The sequence below is a fragment of the Streptomyces sp. NPDC086519 genome, from assembly GCF_040686075.1.
Taxonomy (GTDB): Bacteria; Actinomycetota; Actinomycetes; order Streptomycetales; family Streptomycetaceae; genus Streptomyces; species Streptomyces shenzhenensis.
In genome coordinates this window covers 17,586-34,760 of record NZ_JBFBJL010000066.1, presented here as the reverse complement: position 1 = coordinate 34,760, position 17,175 = coordinate 17,586, and the positions used below count along the sequence as shown (strand labels likewise).

Genomic DNA, 17,175 nt, shown 5'->3' with positions numbered 1-17,175 from the left:
GATCCGCCACTGACAACGGCCCTGGATCCGCCGGTCTTCAACTGCCGACCGGCACCCCCGAGCGCCGTCCGCGCGTCGACGGCGACCGGTTCGCCGGCCTCGGCGTCCGGCCCGGCCGACAGGTCCGGGTCCTGGTCGCCGGCCGCACCCCGCGGACGTACTCGGTGACGCCGGGGAGCACGGGAACGGGCCCCGTCCCGGTGGAGACCGGAACGGGGCCCGTTGTGTGCGGGAGGCTCAGATGAGGCCGAGGGCGCGGACCGCGTCGCGCTCCTCCGCCAGCTCCTTGACCGACGCGTCGATGCGGGCGCGGGAGAACTCGCTGATCTCCAGGCCCTGGACGATCTCGTACTTGCCGTCCTTGGTGGTGACCGGGAAGGAGGAGATCAGGCCCTCCGGGACGCCGTAGGAGCCGTCCGACGGGATGCCCATGGAGGTCCAGTCGCCGTCGGCGGTGCCGTTGACCCAGGTGTGGACGTGGTCGATGGCGGCGTTGGCGGCGGAGGCCGCGGAGGACGCGCCCCGGGCCTCGATGATGGCCGCGCCGCGCTTGGCGACGGTCGGGATGAACTCCTCGGCCAGCCACTTCTCGTCGTTCACGACCTCGGCCGCGTTCTTGCCGGCGACCGTGGCGTGGAAGATGTCGGGGTACTGGGTGGCGGAGTGGTTGCCCCAGATGGTGAGCCGCTTGATGTCGGCGACCGTCGAGCCCGTCTTCTTCGCGAGCTGGGTCAGCGCGCGGTTGTGGTCGAGGCGGGTCATCGCGGTGAAGCGCTCCGCCGGTACGTCCGGCGCGGCGGCCTGCGCGATCAGCGCGTTTGTGTTGGCCGGGTTGCCGACGACCAGGACCTTGATGTCGTCCGCGGCGTGGTCGTTGATGGCCTTGCCCTGCGGCTTGAAGATGCCGCCGTTGGCCTCCAGGAGGTCACCGCGCTCCATGCCCTTGGTGCGCGGGCGGGCGCCGACCAGCAGGGCGACGTTGGCACCGTCGAAGGCGACGTTCGGGTCGTCGGAGATGTCGATGCCCGCCAGGAGCGGGAAGGCGCAGTCGTCGAGCTCCATGGCGGTGCCCTCGGCGGCCTTGAGCGCCGGGGTGATCTCCAGGAGGCGGAGCCGGACCGGCACGTCCGCTCCGAGCAGCTGGCCGGAGGCGATGCGGAAGAGCAGGGCGTAACCGATCTGGCCGGCCGCGCCGGTGACGGTGACGTTCACGGGAGTGCGGGTCATGGCGTTCTCCGTATGACAGCTGGCGGTGGGCGTCCTTGCCCTGGGTGCCCTGGGGTGCGGACGTACAAATGATCGATCTCTTGGTATCAAGAGATCCACCGGTCAGGCTATCGCGCATCGGGGATGCCGCAGAGCGAGGGGTCGGTGTGGCTCACCCCACAAAAGAGGCGGCCGCCTGTCCGGGAGAGGTGGGGCAGGACGGCCGCCACTCGGGGGTACCGGTTTCCGGCCTCCCGTGGGGGGATACGTGTCGCGTGCCCAGGAAGGAGGCCGGCATTCCTGTGTGCCGCCGGTTTCTTCGTCTGCCGCCGGCACTGCCGCGGGGCACTGGGGGCTGCCACCCCCTGAGCCCCGCTGTCGGCCTTCGGCCTTTGGCCTCGTCCTCGGCCTCGTCCTCGGCCTCGGACGCCGGACGGGCCGACGGTCAGACCTCTGTCACCCCGTGCACCCTCGCTGCCCCGACGCCAGCGTGGCGCAGGCCTTCGCCGCCGCCGCGTCCCGCACCGCCACCATCGGCGTGTAGGCGATCGTGTCGCCGGTGGCCGTGATGGAGCCGCGTTCCGTGGTGGTGCCGGCCGTGACCCGGACCGAGTCGCCCTGGGCGGCGCCCGTGATACGGCCCCACGCGGCGCCGCAGGTCCTGCTGTAGCGGACCTCCAGGGTGGTCGCGCCGACCGTGACGGTCTTGGCCGTGGTCACGAGGTCGCCGCTGCACCCCATCGCCTCCGCGTCCTTGCCGGTGCAGCCGGCGCCCGCGCACTTCACCCCGGCCGGAAGGGCGCTGCTGGTGCCGGTGGACGGGGTGGCCGAGGCACCGCTGCCCTGGTTCTTCTTCCCGCCGCCGTCGCCTCCGGTGAGGAAGAGGACCGCGGCGACGACCACGACCACGCCGACGACCCCGGCGAGGAACATCGACAGCCGACGCCTGCCGCCGCCGGGCGGGGCGGCGGGCGGGGGCGCGGCGGGGCCGCGGGAGCCGGTGCCCTCGCGGCGGTTCGCGTCGGGGGCCGTCGGCTGGGGCGGGATGGTGGGCGAGACCCCCGCCGGCCCGGCGATCCCCGGCATCGCCACGGCGCCGGCCGCCCGGCGCGGCTTCCTGCCGCCATCGGCGGCGGTCGTGGACGCGGACCCGGATGTGGCCGGCGGCGCACCGAACTCCCCCAGCGCGGCCCGCGCCTGGGCGATCCGGATCGCCTCCATGGTCATGTCGTGGCGCATCTCCGAACGGCTCCAGGCCCGTTCGGCCAGCTCCCACATGGTCGTGAGGTGGACGGGATCGGTGCCGGTGACCTCGGCGAGCGCGACCACCGCGCCCTTGGGCGCCAGCAGACGGCCGTTGAGATAGCGCTCCCAGGACGACTTGGCGTAGCCGGTGCGGTCGGACAGTGCCGCGACGCTCAGCCCACCGCGGTCCACGAGCCGCCGCAGCTGGGTCGCGAACTCCTTGACCTGCGGATCGAGTTCATCCGGCAGAGCTTTCCAACGAGGCATTGCTTCCCCCCTCCATTCCCGATCCCCTTTCCCCAGACTTACTCCGGTTTCCACCGGTTTCCCCCGACTCTCCCGGCTCCACCGGCTCCACCGACTCCACCGGTTTCCCCGATCCAGTGTGCGCCGGTTCGGGGGTCCGCCGGTTCGGCGCCGTTTCCCACCCCGCGCCTCCCCCGTACGCGCGGTGCCCCGCGGCGGCCCCCGTTCTGGCTACCCACCGGGATGCGGCAGCCCCGGGAAGACAGTCCCCGGGCAGGGGGCGCACAGGAGCACTGGGCCGCCCGGCAGCACCGTCGCACGCCGACCGCCGTACGGTCCAACGGGCCTCCGGCTCGTCCCGCTGGGAGACGCCACTCCGGCCCCACGCGCAGCAAAGTGGGCACTTCCAGCCGCCTCCACCCGCTCCAGCGGCCGAAGTCGGGCGAATGCCGACGTACGCACGGCCGGGCGACACCGTGCACATCTCCGAGATGTTCCGCCTCGTGCGCGGCACCCGGCCCGTATCCGCCAGCGCCCTCGCCGAGTGACCACCGCGCCGCTTGCGGCTGGTGACACGGTTCTTACCGGCACCCCAGATCACAGGGGCGCACAGCTCACCCGAGCGTCACGGCACCGACGACCGCCACAAGGAGCAGCGCGAGCAGCAGCAGGACCGCGTACAGCAGGAGGCGGCTGTGCGGGTGGGGCGCCGGGTCCTGCTCGGGCCGGTCCCACCACGGGAGGGTCGGATCGTCCTCGTACCCCTCCGCCTCCCCGGCGCCCGGCGGGCCGTCCGGCGCGGTCGCCGGGCGCGGCCAGGCCTCGACGGCGAGTTCCCAGCGCACGGCGTGCCGTTCGGCGTCGGCACCGGCCAGGCCCGCGACCCGGCACAGCGCGACGACGGCCTGGCGGGGCGGCGGCTGCACCGCGTTGAGATAGCGCTGCCAGGAGGACTTGCTGTACGCGGTGCGGGCCCCCAGCGCGACCAGGCTGAGGCCGGTGGCGTCCTTGAGGAGCCGCAGTTGCTCCACGAAGTGCCGTACCTCCGGCGGGAGTCCCTCCGGCAGCGGCTGCCAGCCGCCCATCACACACCTCCACGGCCTGCATCGCTGCCCGCCAGTTGCCCGCCAGTTGCCCGTCGGCTGCCCGTCGGCTGCCCGTCGGGTGTCAGGCAGTTGCCAGTTCAGAGCCGGTGACGACGGCGGGCGGCGGGACGGTTCCCACGGGCCGCGTCGGTACGGGCGGCCCGTAGCGGAACCGTCACCTCTCTGCCACAGCCGGCGGACAGCCGTTGAACAGCCGCCGCCCGCTGGGAAGGCTGGTTCCGGACGGCGGTCCGTCCTGCTCGGGGGAGGGGACGGGCCGCCTTTCGGTCAGCTCCAGGGGACGGACCACCGGTCGGCCGGCCGGTCAGTCCGCCGGGTTGCCCGGCGTCACCAGCCCCGTCTCGTACGCCACCACCACCGCCTGCGCCCGGCTGCCCAGGTCGAGCTTGGTCATGGTGCGGTTGAGGTGGGTCTTCACGGTCGCCTCGCTGATGTAGAGGCGGTCGGCGATCTCCAGGTTGGACAACCCGCGCGCGGTGAGCTTGAGGACCTCGACCTCGCGGGAGGTCAGCACGTCCAGGCCGGGCGGTGACACGGCGCCGGGGCCGTGCCGGCGGGCGAAGGCCTCGACCAGGCGCCGGGTGACGCTGGGCGCGAACAGGGCGTCGCCGCCGTCCACCGCGGTGATGGCGGTCAGCAGCCGTTCGGGGCCGGAGTCCTTGAGGAGGAACCCGGAGGCGCCGGCGCGCAGCGCGCCGTACACGTACTCGTCGAGGTCGAAGGTGGTGAGGACGAGGATGCGGGGCGCGGGTCCGGCCGCCTGGGCGAGGATGCGCTCGGTGGCCTCGATGCCGTTGACGCCCGGCATGCGGATGTCCATGAGGACGACGTCGGGCCGGGTCTCGGCGGCCAGCCGCACCGCCTCCGCGCCGTCCCCCGCCTCGCCGGCCACCTCGAACCCGGGGGCGGCCTCCAGCAGGCCCACCAGCCCGGCGCGGATGAGGAACTGGTCGTCGACCACGAGCACTCTGGTCATCCGGTACGGTCGTCCCCCCGCCGTGCGAGTGCGGCCGAGGTCGGCAGGGTCAGCTCGACCGCGAAGCCGCCCTCGGAGCGTGGGCCGACACTGATCGTCCCGCCGTAGAGCTTGGCCCGCTCACGCATACCAATCAAGCCATGGCCTGCGCCCGTTCGCATTCTGTCCGGATTCACCCCCTCCCCGTCGTCGAGGACGGACACGGTCAGCTCGCTGGCCCCGTACCGGAGCAGCACGCGCGCGTGGGCGCGGCCGGCGTGCTTGAGGACGTTGGTGAGCGCCTCCTGGACCACGCGGTAGGCGCACAGCTCGACGCCGGGCGGCAGCGGCCGGGGCGCGCCCTCGACGACGAAGCCGACGGGCAGTCCGCCGGACCGCACCCTCTCGACGAGTTCGGCCAGCCGCTCCAGGGTCGGCATGGGAGCGCGCTCGGCGGCCCGCGGGTCCTCGTCCCTGAGCACCTCGAGCATGCGCCGCAGCTCGTCCAGGGCCTCCCCGCTGGTGTCGGCGATGGTGCCGAGCGCCCCGCGTGCCTTGCCGGGGTCGGACTCGAAGACGAACCGGGCGAGCCCCGCCTGCACGGAGATCACCGACATGTGATGGGCGACGACGTCGTGCAACTCCCGGGCGATCCGCCCCCGTTCCTCGACGACCGCGCGCCGCGCCCGCTCGGCCTGCTCGGCCCGCAGATGCCGGGTGAGCGCGGCCGACCGCTGCGCGAGATGCCCGAACCAGACCAGCACCGAGGAGTACAGCACCGCCTGCGTGACGACGGACGGCATCGAGGAGCCGTGGGTGACGATCCCCGCGTACAGCCACATGCCCGTCATGCAGAGGGCGCAGCCGACGGCGACCCGGACCGGCCGTAGCGACGCGATCGTGTACAGCGCCAGCAGGGAGCCGAAGGTGCACACCACGGGCCAGAAGCCGAGGCTGACGTAGACGATCGAGGCGGCCTGCATGACGGCGAAGACCGCGACCGGCCACCGCCCGCGCAGGGCGACGGGCAGGTGCGCCAGCCCGATCAGCGCGTACGCCCGCGCGTCGAGCTGTGGCCACCCCTGGGCGGGCGACTCGCGCCCCAGGAACACGGCCGTCACGACCGTCATGCACGCGATGAGCGTGTCGACGGCGAGTGGGGGCAGGTTCCGCGGTCGCATCGCCGCAGCGTAACGCGGGCCTCGGAAACGGCGAGTCCATCGCCTGACGTACCGCGGAAGTTGTAGACGGTTCAACCGGGGGTGGGATTCGCGGACGCAGCCGGATCCCTACCTTCGAACCGGGGGAGGAGGCCCGCACCCACCGGGGGAGGTGCGGGCCATGCCTTGCTTCTCAGGCGCCGTGCCTGCTACTCAGGCGCCGTGCCTGCTACTCGGGCGCGTGCCTGCTACTCGGGCGCGTGCCTGCTACTCGGGCGGGTGCCGAACGCCTGGGGACCAGCGCCCCGTGAGGGGGCGGGGCCGTGTCCCCTGTGCGGCTAGCGCCGCGCGGGCGCGAGCGGTCGCCGACGGCCCGCAGCCGGGACCGGACCCGCTAGTTCCTCATCGTGAAATGCAGCGTGTCCTTCAGATAGGGGATCACCAGCCACGGCTTCGGCTGCGCCATCAACGCCAGCAGCACGATCGCCAGCCCCAGCACCCCGTACGTCACGATGTCCGTGAACCGCGACCGGACCGCCAGCATCCCCACGCTCGGCAGTATCCAGCGCATCACCGCCCCGCCCAGCAGCGCCGCCCCGATCAGCAGCGCACCCACCCGGAACTGGTCCAGCGAGGTCAGCAGCAGCCCCACCGCGACGGTCGCCAGCACCACCAGCACCGGCCACTGCCGGGCCGGCGCCGGCAGATCCCCCGACGCCGCCCTGCCGCCCCCTTCGGGGCGTGCCGTGTCCCGGGTGAACAGCGGGAAGCGCCGGGTCGCCCGGCGCCTCGCGCCCTGCTCGTGACCGCGGTCAGCCGACACTGCGCTCCGCCGCCTCGACCACGTTGACGAGCAGCTGCGCCCTGGTCATCGGCCCGACACCGCCGGGGTTCGGCGAGAGCCACCCGGCGACCTCGGCGACCCCGGGATGCACATCCCCGACGATCTTGCCGTCCGCGTTGCGGGAGACACCGACGTCGAGGACGGCGGCGCCCGGCTTGACGTCCTCGGGGCGGACCAGGTGCGGGGAACCTGCGGCGGCGATGATGATGTCGGCGCGCTTGAGATGCGACGCGAGGTCCCGGGTGCCGGTGTGGCACTGGGTCACCGTGGCGTTCTCGCTGCGGCGGGTGAGCAGCAGCGGCATCGGGCGGCCGATGGTCACCCCCCGGCCGACGACCACGACCTCGGCGCCCTTGATCTCGACGCCGTACCGGCGCAGCAGGGTGAGCACGCCGTTGGGGGTGCAGGGCAGCGGCGCGGGCTCGCCGAGCACCAGTCGGCCGAGGTTCATCGGGTGCAGGCCGTCCGCGTCCTTGTGCGGGTCCATCAGTTCCAGGATGCGGTTCTCGTCGATGCCCTTGGGCAGCGGAAGCTGGACGATGTAGCCGGTGCAGGCGGGGTCGTCGTTGAGCTCGCGGACGACCGCCTCGATCTCCTCCTGGGTCGCGGTGGCCGGGAGTTCACGCTGGATCGAGGCGATGCCGACCTGCGCGCAGTCGCGGTGCTTGCCGGCGACGTACTTCTGGCTGCCGGGGTCGTCCCCGACGAGGATCGTGCCGAGGCCGGGCGTGACGCCCTTCTCCTTCAGCGCCGCCACGCGGGCGGTCAGATCGGACTTGATCGCGGCTGCGGTGGCCTTGCCATCGAGAATCTGGGCGGTCATGGCTCCATCCTCGCGGATGCCGGTCTCCCGGTTCCAGTCGGGTGTGCGGTCATGATCAATGATGTTGCACTTGCACAACACATCGCTAATCGGACTGGACAACAACTCGTGCGTACTCAACGATGAGCGGCGCAGTACCGCGGTCCGGTGGGGGGCAAAACCGCTCAATTCATGACGTACCTCCGTCCTTGTCCGCGTCGTCCCCGCAGGTCAAACGGAGGAACCCGGCATGAGTTTCGGCGCGCCCAACAACCCCTACGGTCAGCCGCAGGACCCGCAGCAGGGTCAGCCCGGCTACGGCTACCCCCAGCAGCCCGGCTACCCGCAGGCCCCGCAGGGCGTGCCGCAGCAGCAGGGCTACGGCTACCCCCAGCAGCCGGGCTACCCGCAGCAGGGCGGTTACGGCTACCCGCAGCAGGGGTACGGCGCGACGCCGCCGTACGCGAACTGGGGCCAGCGCTTCGGCGGCACGATCGTCGACGGCCTGGTCTTCCTGGTGCCGTACATCATGGTGCTCTTCAGCAGCAAGGCCGCGGTGCTGGGGCTCATCGGCGGTCTCGCGCTCCTCGGCCTGGCGATCTGGCAGCTGATCATGGAGGGCCGCACCGGCCAGACCGTCGGCAAGAAGGCGCTGGGCATCCGCCTGGTCAAGGAGGCCACCGGTCAGCCGATCGGCGTCGGCATGGCCTTCGTGCGCCGTATCGCGCACATCCTGGACAGCCTCGCCTGCTACCTGGGCTGGCTGTGGCCGGCGTGGGACGCCAAGCGCCAGACGTTCGCCGACAAGGTCTGCGGCACGATCGTGATCCGCAGCAACTGAGCACGCGCCGGTACCCCAAGGGCCGTGTCCCCGCGCAGGGGGACACGGCCCTGGTGTTTGCGCTCGCCGCGCGGCGGCTCAGCGCGCACTCAGCGGCGAGCGCGGTGGCACCTCAACGGCATCTCAGCGGCACCTCAGTGGCATCCCACTGGCAGCTCGTGGCAGCTCAGTGGCATCCCACTGGCACCTCGTGGCAGCTCAGTGGAAGAAGTGCCGCGTCCCGGTGAAGTACATCGTCACGCCCGCCTTCTTCGCGGCCTCCACGACGAGTTCGTCACGGACCGAACCGCCCGGCTGCGCCACGGCCTTGACGCCGGCCGCGGTCAGGATCTCCAGGCCGTCGGGGAAGGGGAAGAACGCGTCGGAGGCGGCGTAGGAGCCACGCGCCCGCTCCTCACCGGCCCGCTCGACGGCGAGCTTCGCGGAGTCGACGCGGTTGACCTGGCCCATGCCGACGCCGACCGAGGCGCCGTCCTTGGCGAGCAGGATGGCGTTGGACTTCACGGCCCGGCAGGCCTTCCAGGCGAAGGCGAGCTCGGCCAGCTCCTCCGCACTGAGCGCCTCGCCGGTCGCGAGGGTCCAGTTGGCCGGGTCGTCGCCGTCGGCCTGGAGGCGGTCGGTGACCTGGAGCAGCACACCGCCGTCGATGTGCTTGACCTCGACCGGGTTGGCGGGGGCGCCCGGCGCCTTCAGCACCCGGATGTTCTTCTTCCTGGTGAGGGCTTCCAGGGCCCCCTCCTCGTAGTCCGGAGCGACGATGACCTCGGTGAAGATCTCCGCGACCTGCTCGGCCATCTCCTTGCTCACCGGCCGGTTGACGGCGATGACCCCGCCGAACGCGGACAGCGGATCGCAGGCGTGCGCCTTGCGGTGCGCCTCGGCGACGTCCGCGCCGACGGCGATGCCACAGGGGTTGGCGTGCTTGATGATCGCGACGCACGGCTCGTCGTGGTCGTACGCGGCACGGCGCGCGGCGTCCGTGTCCGTGTAGTTGTTGTACGACATCTCCTTGCCGTGCAGCTGCTCGGCCTCCGCGAGGCCGCCGCCGGCGGCGTCGACGTAGAGGGCGGCGGGCTGGTGCGGGTTCTCGCCGTAGCGCAGGGTGTTCTCGCGCTCCCAGGTGGCGCCGAGGAAGTCGGGGAACCGCGACTCGTCGACGGGGGCGTACGCGGAGGCGAACCAGCTCGCGACCGCCACGTCGTAGGACGCCGTGTGCTGGAATGCCTCGGCGGCGAGCCGCTTGCGGGTGGCGAGGTCGAAGCCGCCGTCGGCGACCGCGGCGAGGACGTCGGCGTACCGGGCGGGGCTGGTGACGACGGCGACCGAGGGGTGGTTCTTGGCGGCGGCGCGCACCATCGACGGGCCGCCGATGTCGATCTGCTCCACGCACTCGTCGGGCGAGGCCCCGGAGGCGACGGTCTCGCGGAACGGGTAGAGGTTCACGACGACGAGGTCGAACGGCTCGACACCGAGCTCTTCGAGCTGCCGCCGGTGGTCTTCCAGGCGCAGGTCGGCGAGGATGCCGGCGTGCACCTTCGGGTGCAGGGTCTTGACCCGGCCGTCCAGGCACTCCGGGAAGCCGGTGAGCTCCTCGACCTTGGTGACGGGCACGCCGGCGGCGGCGATACGGGAGGCGGTGGAGCCGGTGGAGACGAGTGCGACACCGGCCTCGTGCAGCCCGCGGGCGAGCTCTTCGAGCCCGGTCTTGTCGTAGACGCTGACGAGCGCGCGACGGATGGCCCGCTTGCCGCTCTCGGCCGTGACAGTGCTCTCGGCGGTCACTGGATAACTACCTTTCGTCCCTCAATGCGATAGCCGTTGCGGGCGATCCGCCCCACGACCTCGACGAGCAGCCTTCGCTCGACTTCCTTGATGCGCTCGTGCAGAGCGCTCTCGTCGTCCTCGTCCCGGATCTCCACCACGCCCTGAGCGATGATCGGTCCGGTGTCGACGCCGTCGTCGACGAAGTGGACGGTGCAGCCGGTGACCCTGGCGCCGTACGCGAGCGCGTCCCGTACGCCGTGAGCCCCGGGAAAACTGGGCAGCAGGGCGGGGTGCGTGTTGACGGTCCGCCCGCCGAACCGCGCCAGGAACTCCTTCCCGACGATCTTCATGAACCCGGCGGAGACCACCAGGTCGGGTTCATGGGCGGCCACGGCCTCGGCCAGCGCCCGGTCCCACTCCTCCCGGGTCCCGAAGTCCTTCACCCTGGTCACGAACGTCGGGATCCCGGCCCGCTCGGCTCGCGCGAGCCCTTCGATGCCGGCGCGGTCGGCACCTACGGCGACCACCTCGGCGCCATAGGCCTCGGCGCCGTGCTCCGCGATCGCGTCGAGGAGCGCCTGGAGGTTGGTGCCGGATCCGGAGACCAGCACGACGAGGCGCTTGGCCACGGGCTTGGCGGCCACGGTGAGGCCCTTTCTAGGGGGAGCGTCGGTACGGCGGCCGGACTCGCACTCGCTTTGTACATTCGTACGAGTGCTTCGCGCCCCGGGATACGGGGAAGTCTACGAAGCGGCCGACCGTCAGCAACGATACCGGCACACCGGGCGGCCCCCACGGGACGGGGCCGTGGCCGGAAGGTAGCGTCTGGGAGGTACCGAGGCGGGAACGCGTCCGGGATGCGGCGCGTTCACGGGGTAGGTGGTCGTTCCGGCTGCCGTGCCGATCACCCGCAGACATCCGCCGCGTCCAGTCGTATCCAGCCGTAGCCAGCCGTAGCCAGCCGATTTATCAGCTCTGTTCTGTTCATCTTGATCTAGGGGAAGACGCTCACTTGATGCCGGACCGCAGCCTGGGACTTCACGTGCTCCCCCCGCAGTCGGTACAGAAGGGGACGCGTTCCGCCGTGCTGCTGCGGGAGCGGCCGGCCTCGCCGCCGGACGCGCCCTCGGACCGGCCGAAGGGCGACCAGCAGGACGACAACCCCTTCGCCCCGCCGCCGGAGGGCACGCCGGACACGCCCTGGCGGCCGCGCCGCCCGGCCGGTGAGGACGATCAGCGGGCGCCCTGGGGCAGCCAGTGGAGCGACCGCCAGCCCGGCCGGCAGTCCGGCGGCTTCGGCGAGCGTCCCGACGGCGGCCCGGGTGGCGGCCAGAACGGCCCCGGCGGCCCCGGCGGCCCCGGCATGCGCTTCGACCCCACCGACCCGGCCCAGCGGCGGGCGCGGTACGCCCTGCTGTGCGGCATGTGGGCCTTCCTCTTCGCGCTCTTCAGCTGGCCGTACGTGGCGCTGCTGCTCGGCGCCCTGGCCCTCTACTGGGGCATCAGCGCCCTGCGCGCCAAGCCCCGCACCCCCGAGGAGGCGACCACCGGCCGCCCCCAGACGACGGCGGCGGTCAGCGGCCTGGTCACGGCGACCCTGGCGCTGGCGCTGGTGGCGGCCAACTTCACGGCCCAGATGGTCTACCGCGACTACTACAGCTGCGTCACGGACGCCCTCACCAACGAGGCCAAGCAGTCCTGCGACCGCCTGCTGCCGCAGGAACTGCGGGGGGTCCTGGGGAGCGGGAACAGCTGACCGGACGGCTGGAGCATCGGGAGGTTCAGGGGCCGTCCGCGTCCTCGGTCGCGGTCGGCTCGGACAGGTTCCGCGACGCCGTCCAGCGGGCCTTGCGCGCCGTCTCCTCCTCCCAGGAGCCGGGCAGCGCCTCGTACGGCTCGGCCGGCAGTGCCTCGTAGCGCTCGGAGGTGTCGCCGTCGGCGGGGTCAGGCAGGAGTCCGGCCACGACGACGGAGGCCGGGGCGGGTGCGGGTGCCCAGGCGGAAGCCGCAGTCGACGCTGAGGCTGAGGCTGACGGCGTCTGACCTCCCTGACCTTCCTCTCCCTCTCTCCCCCTCTCCCCCACTTTCTCTTTCGCCTTCCCCTTCCCCTTCTTCTTCTCCTTCCCTTTCGCCTTCGCCTTCTCCGCGGCCTGGGACTCCCCCGGCCTGCTTCTGGCGAACCCCAGCCATGCGGCGAGCGAGGCGACTCCCTCCCCGCGCCATGCCCGCAGCCCCAGAGTCGCCGGGACGCCCACCGCGAGGAGCCAGACGCCGGTCGCCGTGCCCGTCTGCCACCAGACCGGGCCGAAGCGGGTGAGCGCGGCGACGCCCAGTGGGCCGCCGGCCAGCTCGGCCAGTGCCGCGAGCAGCAGCCCGCACAGCAGCGCCGTCAGTGCCGCCACCCCGGCCGTCCGCCCGGCGGGCCAGCGCCGCCGGACCGCCCGGTCCGCCACGAACCACGCCACCGTCACCCCGGCCGCCACCGGCACCACCCCGGCCAGCCAGTGCACCGCGGTTCCGGGACCGTGCCGCGGCACGGCCGCCAGCAGCGGGAAGGGCGGGAGCAGCGGTGCCGGATCCGAGGCCAGGGGGTTCACGAGATGCCCGGCACCGAGCGCGAAGCCGGGGCCCACGGCGTACGACGCCGACCACACCACCGCGTTCGGGATCAGCGAGACGCAGAGGAACAGCACCGCGGCCCGGCCCGACCAGCCCTCCGTCAGCTGTAGGAACGACGCCCGCGTGGCGTCGCCGTGGCCCACCAGCGACACCGCGAGCAGCAGCGTCCCGCCCCCGAAGCACACGGCCGTCCCGGCCAGGGCCGCGCGCAGGGCCGTACCCCACCGCGCCCGTGCGTCGCGCCCGAGCAGCCGCAGCCGTACCGAGCCCGGCAGCAGCGCCGCCAGGTTCAGCAGCGGTTCACGCGGACGGCCGTACGCCGTCCACACCCCGGCGGCGGCCGCGGCCGCCGCGAACAGGGGCAGACACACCACCACCGACGGCCACTGGGGCCGCAGTTCGCCGCCGGACGCGTACAGCGCGGCACAGCCGCCGACGCCGAGGTAGCCGGCGACGACGCCGGTCCAGGCGGTACGGGCGCGGACCGGCGGCGGTGCCTCGGCGTCGGCGCTGTCCGGCGCGTCCACGGCGTCCCGGGCGGCCCGGTACACCAGCAGCGCCGGCAGCAGGAGCAGCAGCAGCGGCGTCACCCCGACCGGAGCCGGAACCCCGGACAGCGTGTCGGTGCGCAGCAGTTCGACGCCGTGCGCGAGCAGCCACAGCGCCGCCGCGATGTGCATCGCGCCGCCCGGACCGCTGTCGGGGTACGGCGAGCTGACCCACAGCGCGATCGTCAGCACGGCGAACGCGCCCAGCCCGAGCGCGGCCGCGAGCGCACCGGCCGTCACGCTCCCGGCCAGTCCCGGGGAACGGTCGCGCACCCGGCCGAGCAGTTGTGACAACGACGATCGGCAGGACAACAACGACGGTCGGCGGGAGGGCAACGACGGTCGGCGAGCGGTCATCCGGATCACGACCGCCATGTTCCCAACGACACGCGCTTTCCCGGCGTAACCGGCGAACAGCCGAAGTGTCGCCCAATATATGTTTATGTGTTTTTTCGAAGGGAGGTGCGCCCGATGACGCAGAGCCCTGCCCGTACCGACGAGGCCGGACCGCCGTCCCCCGCCCTGACACCCGCTCAGGCCTTCGACGCGCTCTACGCGTTCTGCGCCCCGGCCCTGGTACGGCAGGCCTACCTGCTCACCGGCCGCCGGGAGCTGGCGCAGGAGGCCGTCGAACGGGCCTTCCAACTCGCCTGGCAGAACTGGCCGCGGGTGGCCCGCGACCGGGACCCGGCCGGCTGGGTTCGGGCGGTGGCGCACGAGTGCGCGCTCTCTCCCTGGCACCGCTTCCGGCTGCGCTACCGCCACCCCGAACCCCCGCCGACCGACGCGGCCGACCGCGCCCTGCTGGACGCGCTGCTGAAACTGCCGCCCACCTACCGGCGCACGCTCCTGCTGTACGACGGCGTCGGCCTCGACCTGCCGGAGACCGCGGCGGAGACGGAGGCGAGCACGCCGGCGGCGGCCAGCCGGTTGACCCGCGCGCGGCGGCTGGTCACCGACCGGGTGCCAGAACTCGCCGACCCCGCCGCGCTGCACCGCCGGCTCGCCGAACTGGCCTCGACGGAGCGCCTGCGGGCGGCCCAGCCACCGACCGTACGGACGTACGCCGAACGGCAGACCCGTTTCTGGACCCGGTCCGCGCTCGCCTTCACGGCGACGATCATCGCGGCGACCACACTCACGCTGCGGACGGCGCCGACCCACTACGAGGCCCCGATCGGCCCGGCCCAGGCGATCAGCGGGGTACCGGCGGAGGTGGGGCTGGGGCCGCTGTCGGCGGGGGAACGGGCGTTGCAGGCGAAGCTGCGGAGGTCCGCGGAGAGCGGCCCGGAGAGGCTGGTACCGCTGGCGAGGTAGTGGGTTCGGGTGCGGGCGGGTGGGGGACTCGCGCCCGCGTGGCGGAGCCGCAGATCGATTCAGCCCCGCGCCCCTTACGGGGCACCGCACCGGCGCCGGCCACACAGCCGCGGGCAGGTGAAACGCCGGTAGGTCCGTCCCCGCCCAGGGAAACGGACCTACCGGCGTACAGTCACGGAGTCGTTCAGCCGGCGAGGATCTCGCGCGCCAGCTTCGCCGTCTCGGTCGGCGTCTTGCCGACCTTGACGCCCGCGGCCTCCAGGGCCTCCTTCTTCGCCTGGGCCGTGCCCGACGAACCGGAGACGATGGCGCCGGCGTGACCCATGGTCTTGCCCTCCGGCGCGGTGAAGCCCGCGACGTAGCCGACGACCGGCTTGGTCACGTTCTTCGCGATGAAGTCCGCGGCCCGCTCCTCGGCGTCGCCGCCGATCTCACCGATCATGACGATCAGGTCGGTGTCGGGGTCCGCCTCGAACGCGGCAAGCGCGTCGATGTGGGTGGTGCCGATGATCGGGTCGCCACCGATGCCGACGGCGGTCGAGAAGCCGATGTCACGCAGCTCGTACATCATCTGGTACGTCAGCGTGCCGGACTTCGAGACCAGGCCGATACGGCCCGGCTTGGTGATGTCGCCCGGGATGATGCCGACGTTGGACTGGCCGACGGTGATGATGCCGGGGCAGTTCGGGCCGATGATCCGGGTCTTGTTGCCCTTCTTGCCGGCGTACGCCCAGAACGACGCCGAGTCGTGCACGGCGATGCCCTCGGTGATCACGACGGCCAGCGGGATCTCGGCGTCGATGGCCTCGACGACCGCGTCCTTGGTGAACTTCTCCGGCACGAAGATGACGGAGACGTTGGCGCCGGTGGCCTCGATGGCCTCCTTGACGGTGCCGAAGACCGGTACCTCGGTGCCGTCGAAGTCGACCTTCTGACCGGCCTTGCGCGGGTTGACGCCGCCCACGACGTTGGTGCCGTCCGCCAGCATGAGCTTGGTGTGCTTCATGCCAGTGGCGCCGGTCATGCCCTGGACGATGACCTTGCTGTCCTTGTTGAGCCAGATAGCCATGGTGTGTTGTGTCCTCGTCCTGAGTGCTTACTTTGCGGCGTGGGCCAGCTCGGCGGCCTTGTCGGCCGCGCCGTCCATGGTGTCGACGCGCTGCACCAGCGGGTGGTTGGCGTCCGTGAGGATCTGTCGGCCCAGCTCGGCGTTGTTGCCGTCGAGACGGACGACGAGCGGCTTGGTGACGTCCTCGCCGCGGTCCTCCAGGAGCTTCAGGGCCTGCACGATGCCGTTGGCGACCTCGTCGCAGGCGGTGATGCCACCGAAGACGTTCACGAACACGGACTTGACGTCCGGGTCGCCCAGGATGATCTCCAGGCCGTTGGCCATGACCTGGGCGGAGGCGCCGCCGCCGATGTCGAGGAAGTTGGCGGGCTTGACGCCACCGTGCTTCTCACCGGCGTACGCGACGACGTCCAGGGTGCTCATGACGAGACCGGCGCCGTTGCCGATGATGCCGACCTCGCCGTCGAGCTTGACGTAGTTGAGGTTCTTCTCCTTGGCGGCGGCCTCGAGCGGGTTGGCCGCGGCCTTGTCGTGCAGCTCGTCCCAGTCGTGACGGAACTCGGCGTTGTCGTCCAGCGACACCTTGCCGTCGAGCGCGATGACGTCACCGGAGGCGACCTTCGCGAGCGGGTTGACCTCGACGAGGAGGGCGTCCGACTTGACGAAGGTGTCCCACAGCCTGACCAGGACGTCGGCGACCTTGTCGGCGACCTCGGCCGGGAACTTCGCCGCGGCGACGATCTCCTTGGCCTTGGCCAGGTCCACACCGTCGATCGCGTTGATCGGGGTCTGGGCGACGGCCTCGGGGCGGGTGGCCGCGACCTCCTCGATCTCCATGCCGCCCTCGACGGAGGCGATGGAGAGGAAGGTGCGGTTGGCACGGTCGAGGAGGAAGGAGACGTAGTACTCCTCGAGGATCTCCGGGGCGGTCTCGGCGATCATCACCTTGTGGACCGTGTGGCCCTTGATGTCCATGCCGAGGATGTCCGTCGCACGGGCGACGGCCTCGTCCGCGGAGGCGGCCAGCTTGACGCCACCGGCCTTGCCGCGACCACCGACCTTCACCTGCGCCTTGACGACGGACTTGCCGCCCAGCCGCTCGGTGATCTCGCGCGCCGCCTCAGGCGTGTCGATGACTTCACCGGCCAGCACCGGTACATCGTGCTTGGCGAAGAGGTCCCTCGCCTGGTACTCGAACAGGTCCACGCGCTTCCGTCCCTATCAGTGATCTCGCGGTTCGTTGGATGCGTGGGCGTGCCGCGAGGGCAACGTGACGTCCGCATGTGTCACAAGGGGGGCGCACACGGTGTCCGAGCGCGCGGCATGTCCGTCTCGCAGATTATCGCCGCTCGCTGAGGGTCTCTAAATCGGGAGTCACACCTGAGCGGTGATACCTGTCACATGATGCCGGGAATCCGTGGTTCTGGTGGCACGGCGTGCCGCCTTGCGGGTG

15 protein-coding genes are annotated in these 17,175 nt (G+C 72.1%); 3 read left to right on the top strand and 12 right to left on the bottom strand.

Features of this window, described 5'->3' with window-relative positions; all coding sequences use genetic code 11:
* Nucleotides 1-237 precede the first annotated feature (237 nt).
* From AB0P24_RS39260 to AB0P24_RS39230, 7 genes are all read right to left on the bottom strand, one after another.
* Nucleotides 238-1,227: a malate dehydrogenase gene (locus AB0P24_RS39260; protein WP_365802679.1), complete on the bottom strand. Its 990-nt coding sequence runs from the start codon at nt 1,225-1,227 to the stop codon at nt 238-240.
* A gap of 435 nt (nt 1,228-1,662) precedes the next feature.
* On the bottom strand, nt 1,663-2,718 hold the full coding sequence (locus AB0P24_RS39255; protein ID WP_365802677.1) for a DUF2690 domain-containing protein: 1,056 nt from the start codon (nt 2,716-2,718) through the stop codon (nt 1,663-1,665).
* 593 nt (nt 2,719-3,311) lie between these two features.
* Nucleotides 3,312-3,782, bottom strand: coding sequence for a helix-turn-helix transcriptional regulator (locus AB0P24_RS39250; protein WP_365802675.1), 471 nt, complete (start codon nt 3,780-3,782; stop codon nt 3,312-3,314).
* 325 nt (nt 3,783-4,107) lie between these two features.
* Nucleotides 4,108-4,779, bottom strand: a complete 672-nt coding sequence (locus AB0P24_RS39245; RefSeq protein ID WP_365802673.1) for a response regulator transcription factor — start codon at nt 4,777-4,779, stop codon at nt 4,108-4,110.
* Nucleotides 4,776-5,939 (bottom strand): sensor histidine kinase, encoded by a 1,164-nt coding sequence (locus AB0P24_RS39240; RefSeq protein ID WP_365802671.1) that lies wholly within the window; start codon nt 5,937-5,939, stop codon nt 4,776-4,778. Before AB0P24_RS39240 ends, AB0P24_RS39245 begins: the two co-directional genes overlap by 4 nt.
* Before the next feature lie 373 nt (nt 5,940-6,312).
* Nucleotides 6,313-6,741 carry a DUF3017 domain-containing protein gene (locus tag AB0P24_RS39235; protein WP_365802669.1) on the bottom strand — a complete coding sequence of 143 codons (429 nt, stop codon included), beginning with the start codon at nt 6,739-6,741 and terminating at the stop codon, nt 6,313-6,315.
* On the bottom strand, nt 6,731-7,585 hold the full coding sequence (locus AB0P24_RS39230; RefSeq protein WP_365802667.1) for a bifunctional methylenetetrahydrofolate dehydrogenase/methenyltetrahydrofolate cyclohydrolase: 855 nt from the start codon (nt 7,583-7,585) through the stop codon (nt 6,731-6,733). Before AB0P24_RS39230 ends, AB0P24_RS39235 begins: the two co-directional genes overlap by 11 nt.
* A gap of 229 nt (nt 7,586-7,814) precedes the next feature.
* Here AB0P24_RS39230 and AB0P24_RS39225 point away from each other — a divergent pair, with 229 nt between their 5' ends.
* Entirely contained in the window at nt 7,815-8,405 is a 591-nt protein-coding gene (locus AB0P24_RS39225) for an RDD family protein (protein WP_365802665.1), read from the top strand.
* A gap of 198 nt (nt 8,406-8,603) precedes the next feature.
* On the opposite strand, the gene purH is transcribed toward AB0P24_RS39225, so the two are convergent.
* Complete coding sequence (gene purH / locus AB0P24_RS39220; protein ID WP_365802663.1) at nt 8,604-10,187, bottom strand: bifunctional phosphoribosylaminoimidazolecarboxamide formyltransferase/IMP cyclohydrolase; 1,584 nt, start codon at nt 10,185-10,187, stop codon at nt 8,604-8,606.
* On the bottom strand, nt 10,184-10,813 hold the full coding sequence (gene purN / locus AB0P24_RS39215; RefSeq protein WP_234534224.1) for a phosphoribosylglycinamide formyltransferase: 630 nt from the start codon (nt 10,811-10,813) through the stop codon (nt 10,184-10,186). The genes purH and purN overlap by 4 nt, the downstream gene beginning before the upstream one ends.
* Nucleotides 10,814-11,184: 371 nt before the next feature.
* On the opposite strand from purN, the gene AB0P24_RS39210 reads away from it, so the two are divergent.
* Nucleotides 11,185-11,925, top strand: a complete 741-nt coding sequence (locus AB0P24_RS39210) for a hypothetical protein (protein WP_365802661.1) — start codon at nt 11,185-11,187, stop codon at nt 11,923-11,925.
* A gap of 25 nt (nt 11,926-11,950) precedes the next feature.
* On the opposite strand, the gene AB0P24_RS39205 is transcribed toward AB0P24_RS39210, so the two are convergent.
* Nucleotides 11,951-13,711: a DUF6350 family protein gene (locus AB0P24_RS39205; protein ID WP_365802659.1), complete on the bottom strand. Its 1,761-nt coding sequence runs from the start codon at nt 13,709-13,711 to the stop codon at nt 11,951-11,953.
* A gap of 96 nt (nt 13,712-13,807) precedes the next feature.
* Here AB0P24_RS39205 and AB0P24_RS39200 point away from each other — a divergent pair, with 96 nt between their 5' ends.
* Nucleotides 13,808-14,653, top strand: coding sequence for a sigma factor-like helix-turn-helix DNA-binding protein (locus tag AB0P24_RS39200; protein ID WP_365802657.1), 846 nt, complete (start codon nt 13,808-13,810; stop codon nt 14,651-14,653).
* Nucleotides 14,654-14,837: 184 nt separating this feature from the next.
* Here AB0P24_RS39200 and sucD read toward each other — a convergent pair whose 3' ends face one another.
* Entirely contained in the window at nt 14,838-15,722 is an 885-nt protein-coding gene (gene sucD, locus AB0P24_RS39195) for a succinate--CoA ligase subunit alpha (RefSeq protein ID WP_089099337.1), read from the bottom strand.
* Between the two features lie 27 nt (nt 15,723-15,749).
* On the bottom strand, nt 15,750-16,928 hold the full coding sequence (sucC, locus tag AB0P24_RS39190) for an ADP-forming succinate--CoA ligase subunit beta (protein ID WP_181808658.1): 1,179 nt from the start codon (nt 16,926-16,928) through the stop codon (nt 15,750-15,752).
* Nucleotides 16,929-17,175: the final 247 nt, after the last annotated feature.

Excerpts from the sequence above, each read along its gene's own strand:
- AB0P24_RS39250 (WP_365802675.1), bottom strand. The coding sequence starts at position 3,782 with ATGGGCGGCTGGCAGCCGCTGCCGGAGGGACTCCCGCCGGAGGTACGG.
- AB0P24_RS39225 (WP_365802665.1), top strand. The coding sequence starts at position 7,815 with ATGAGTTTCGGCGCGCCCAACAACCCCTACGGTCAGCCGCAGGACCCG.
- sucD (WP_089099337.1), bottom strand. The coding sequence starts at position 15,722 with ATGGCTATCTGGCTCAACAAGGACAGCAAGGTCATCGTCCAGGGCATG.
- AB0P24_RS39260 (WP_365802679.1), bottom strand. The coding sequence starts at position 1,227 with ATGACCCGCACTCCCGTGAACGTCACCGTCACCGGCGCGGCCGGCCAG.
- AB0P24_RS39210 (WP_365802661.1), top strand. The coding sequence starts at position 11,185 with ATGCCGGACCGCAGCCTGGGACTTCACGTGCTCCCCCCGCAGTCGGTA.
- AB0P24_RS39255 (WP_365802677.1), bottom strand. The coding sequence starts at position 2,718 with ATGCCTCGTTGGAAAGCTCTGCCGGATGAACTCGATCCGCAGGTCAAG.
- AB0P24_RS39245 (WP_365802673.1), bottom strand. The coding sequence starts at position 4,779 with ATGACCAGAGTGCTCGTGGTCGACGACCAGTTCCTCATCCGCGCCGGG.
- AB0P24_RS39200 (WP_365802657.1), top strand. The coding sequence starts at position 13,808 with ATGACGCAGAGCCCTGCCCGTACCGACGAGGCCGGACCGCCGTCCCCC.
- AB0P24_RS39205 (WP_365802659.1), bottom strand. The coding sequence starts at position 13,711 with ATGGCGGTCGTGATCCGGATGACCGCTCGCCGACCGTCGTTGCCCTCC.
- AB0P24_RS39240 (WP_365802671.1), bottom strand. The coding sequence starts at position 5,939 with ATGCGACCGCGGAACCTGCCCCCACTCGCCGTCGACACGCTCATCGCG.
- AB0P24_RS39230 (WP_365802667.1), bottom strand. The coding sequence starts at position 7,585 with ATGACCGCCCAGATTCTCGATGGCAAGGCCACCGCAGCCGCGATCAAG.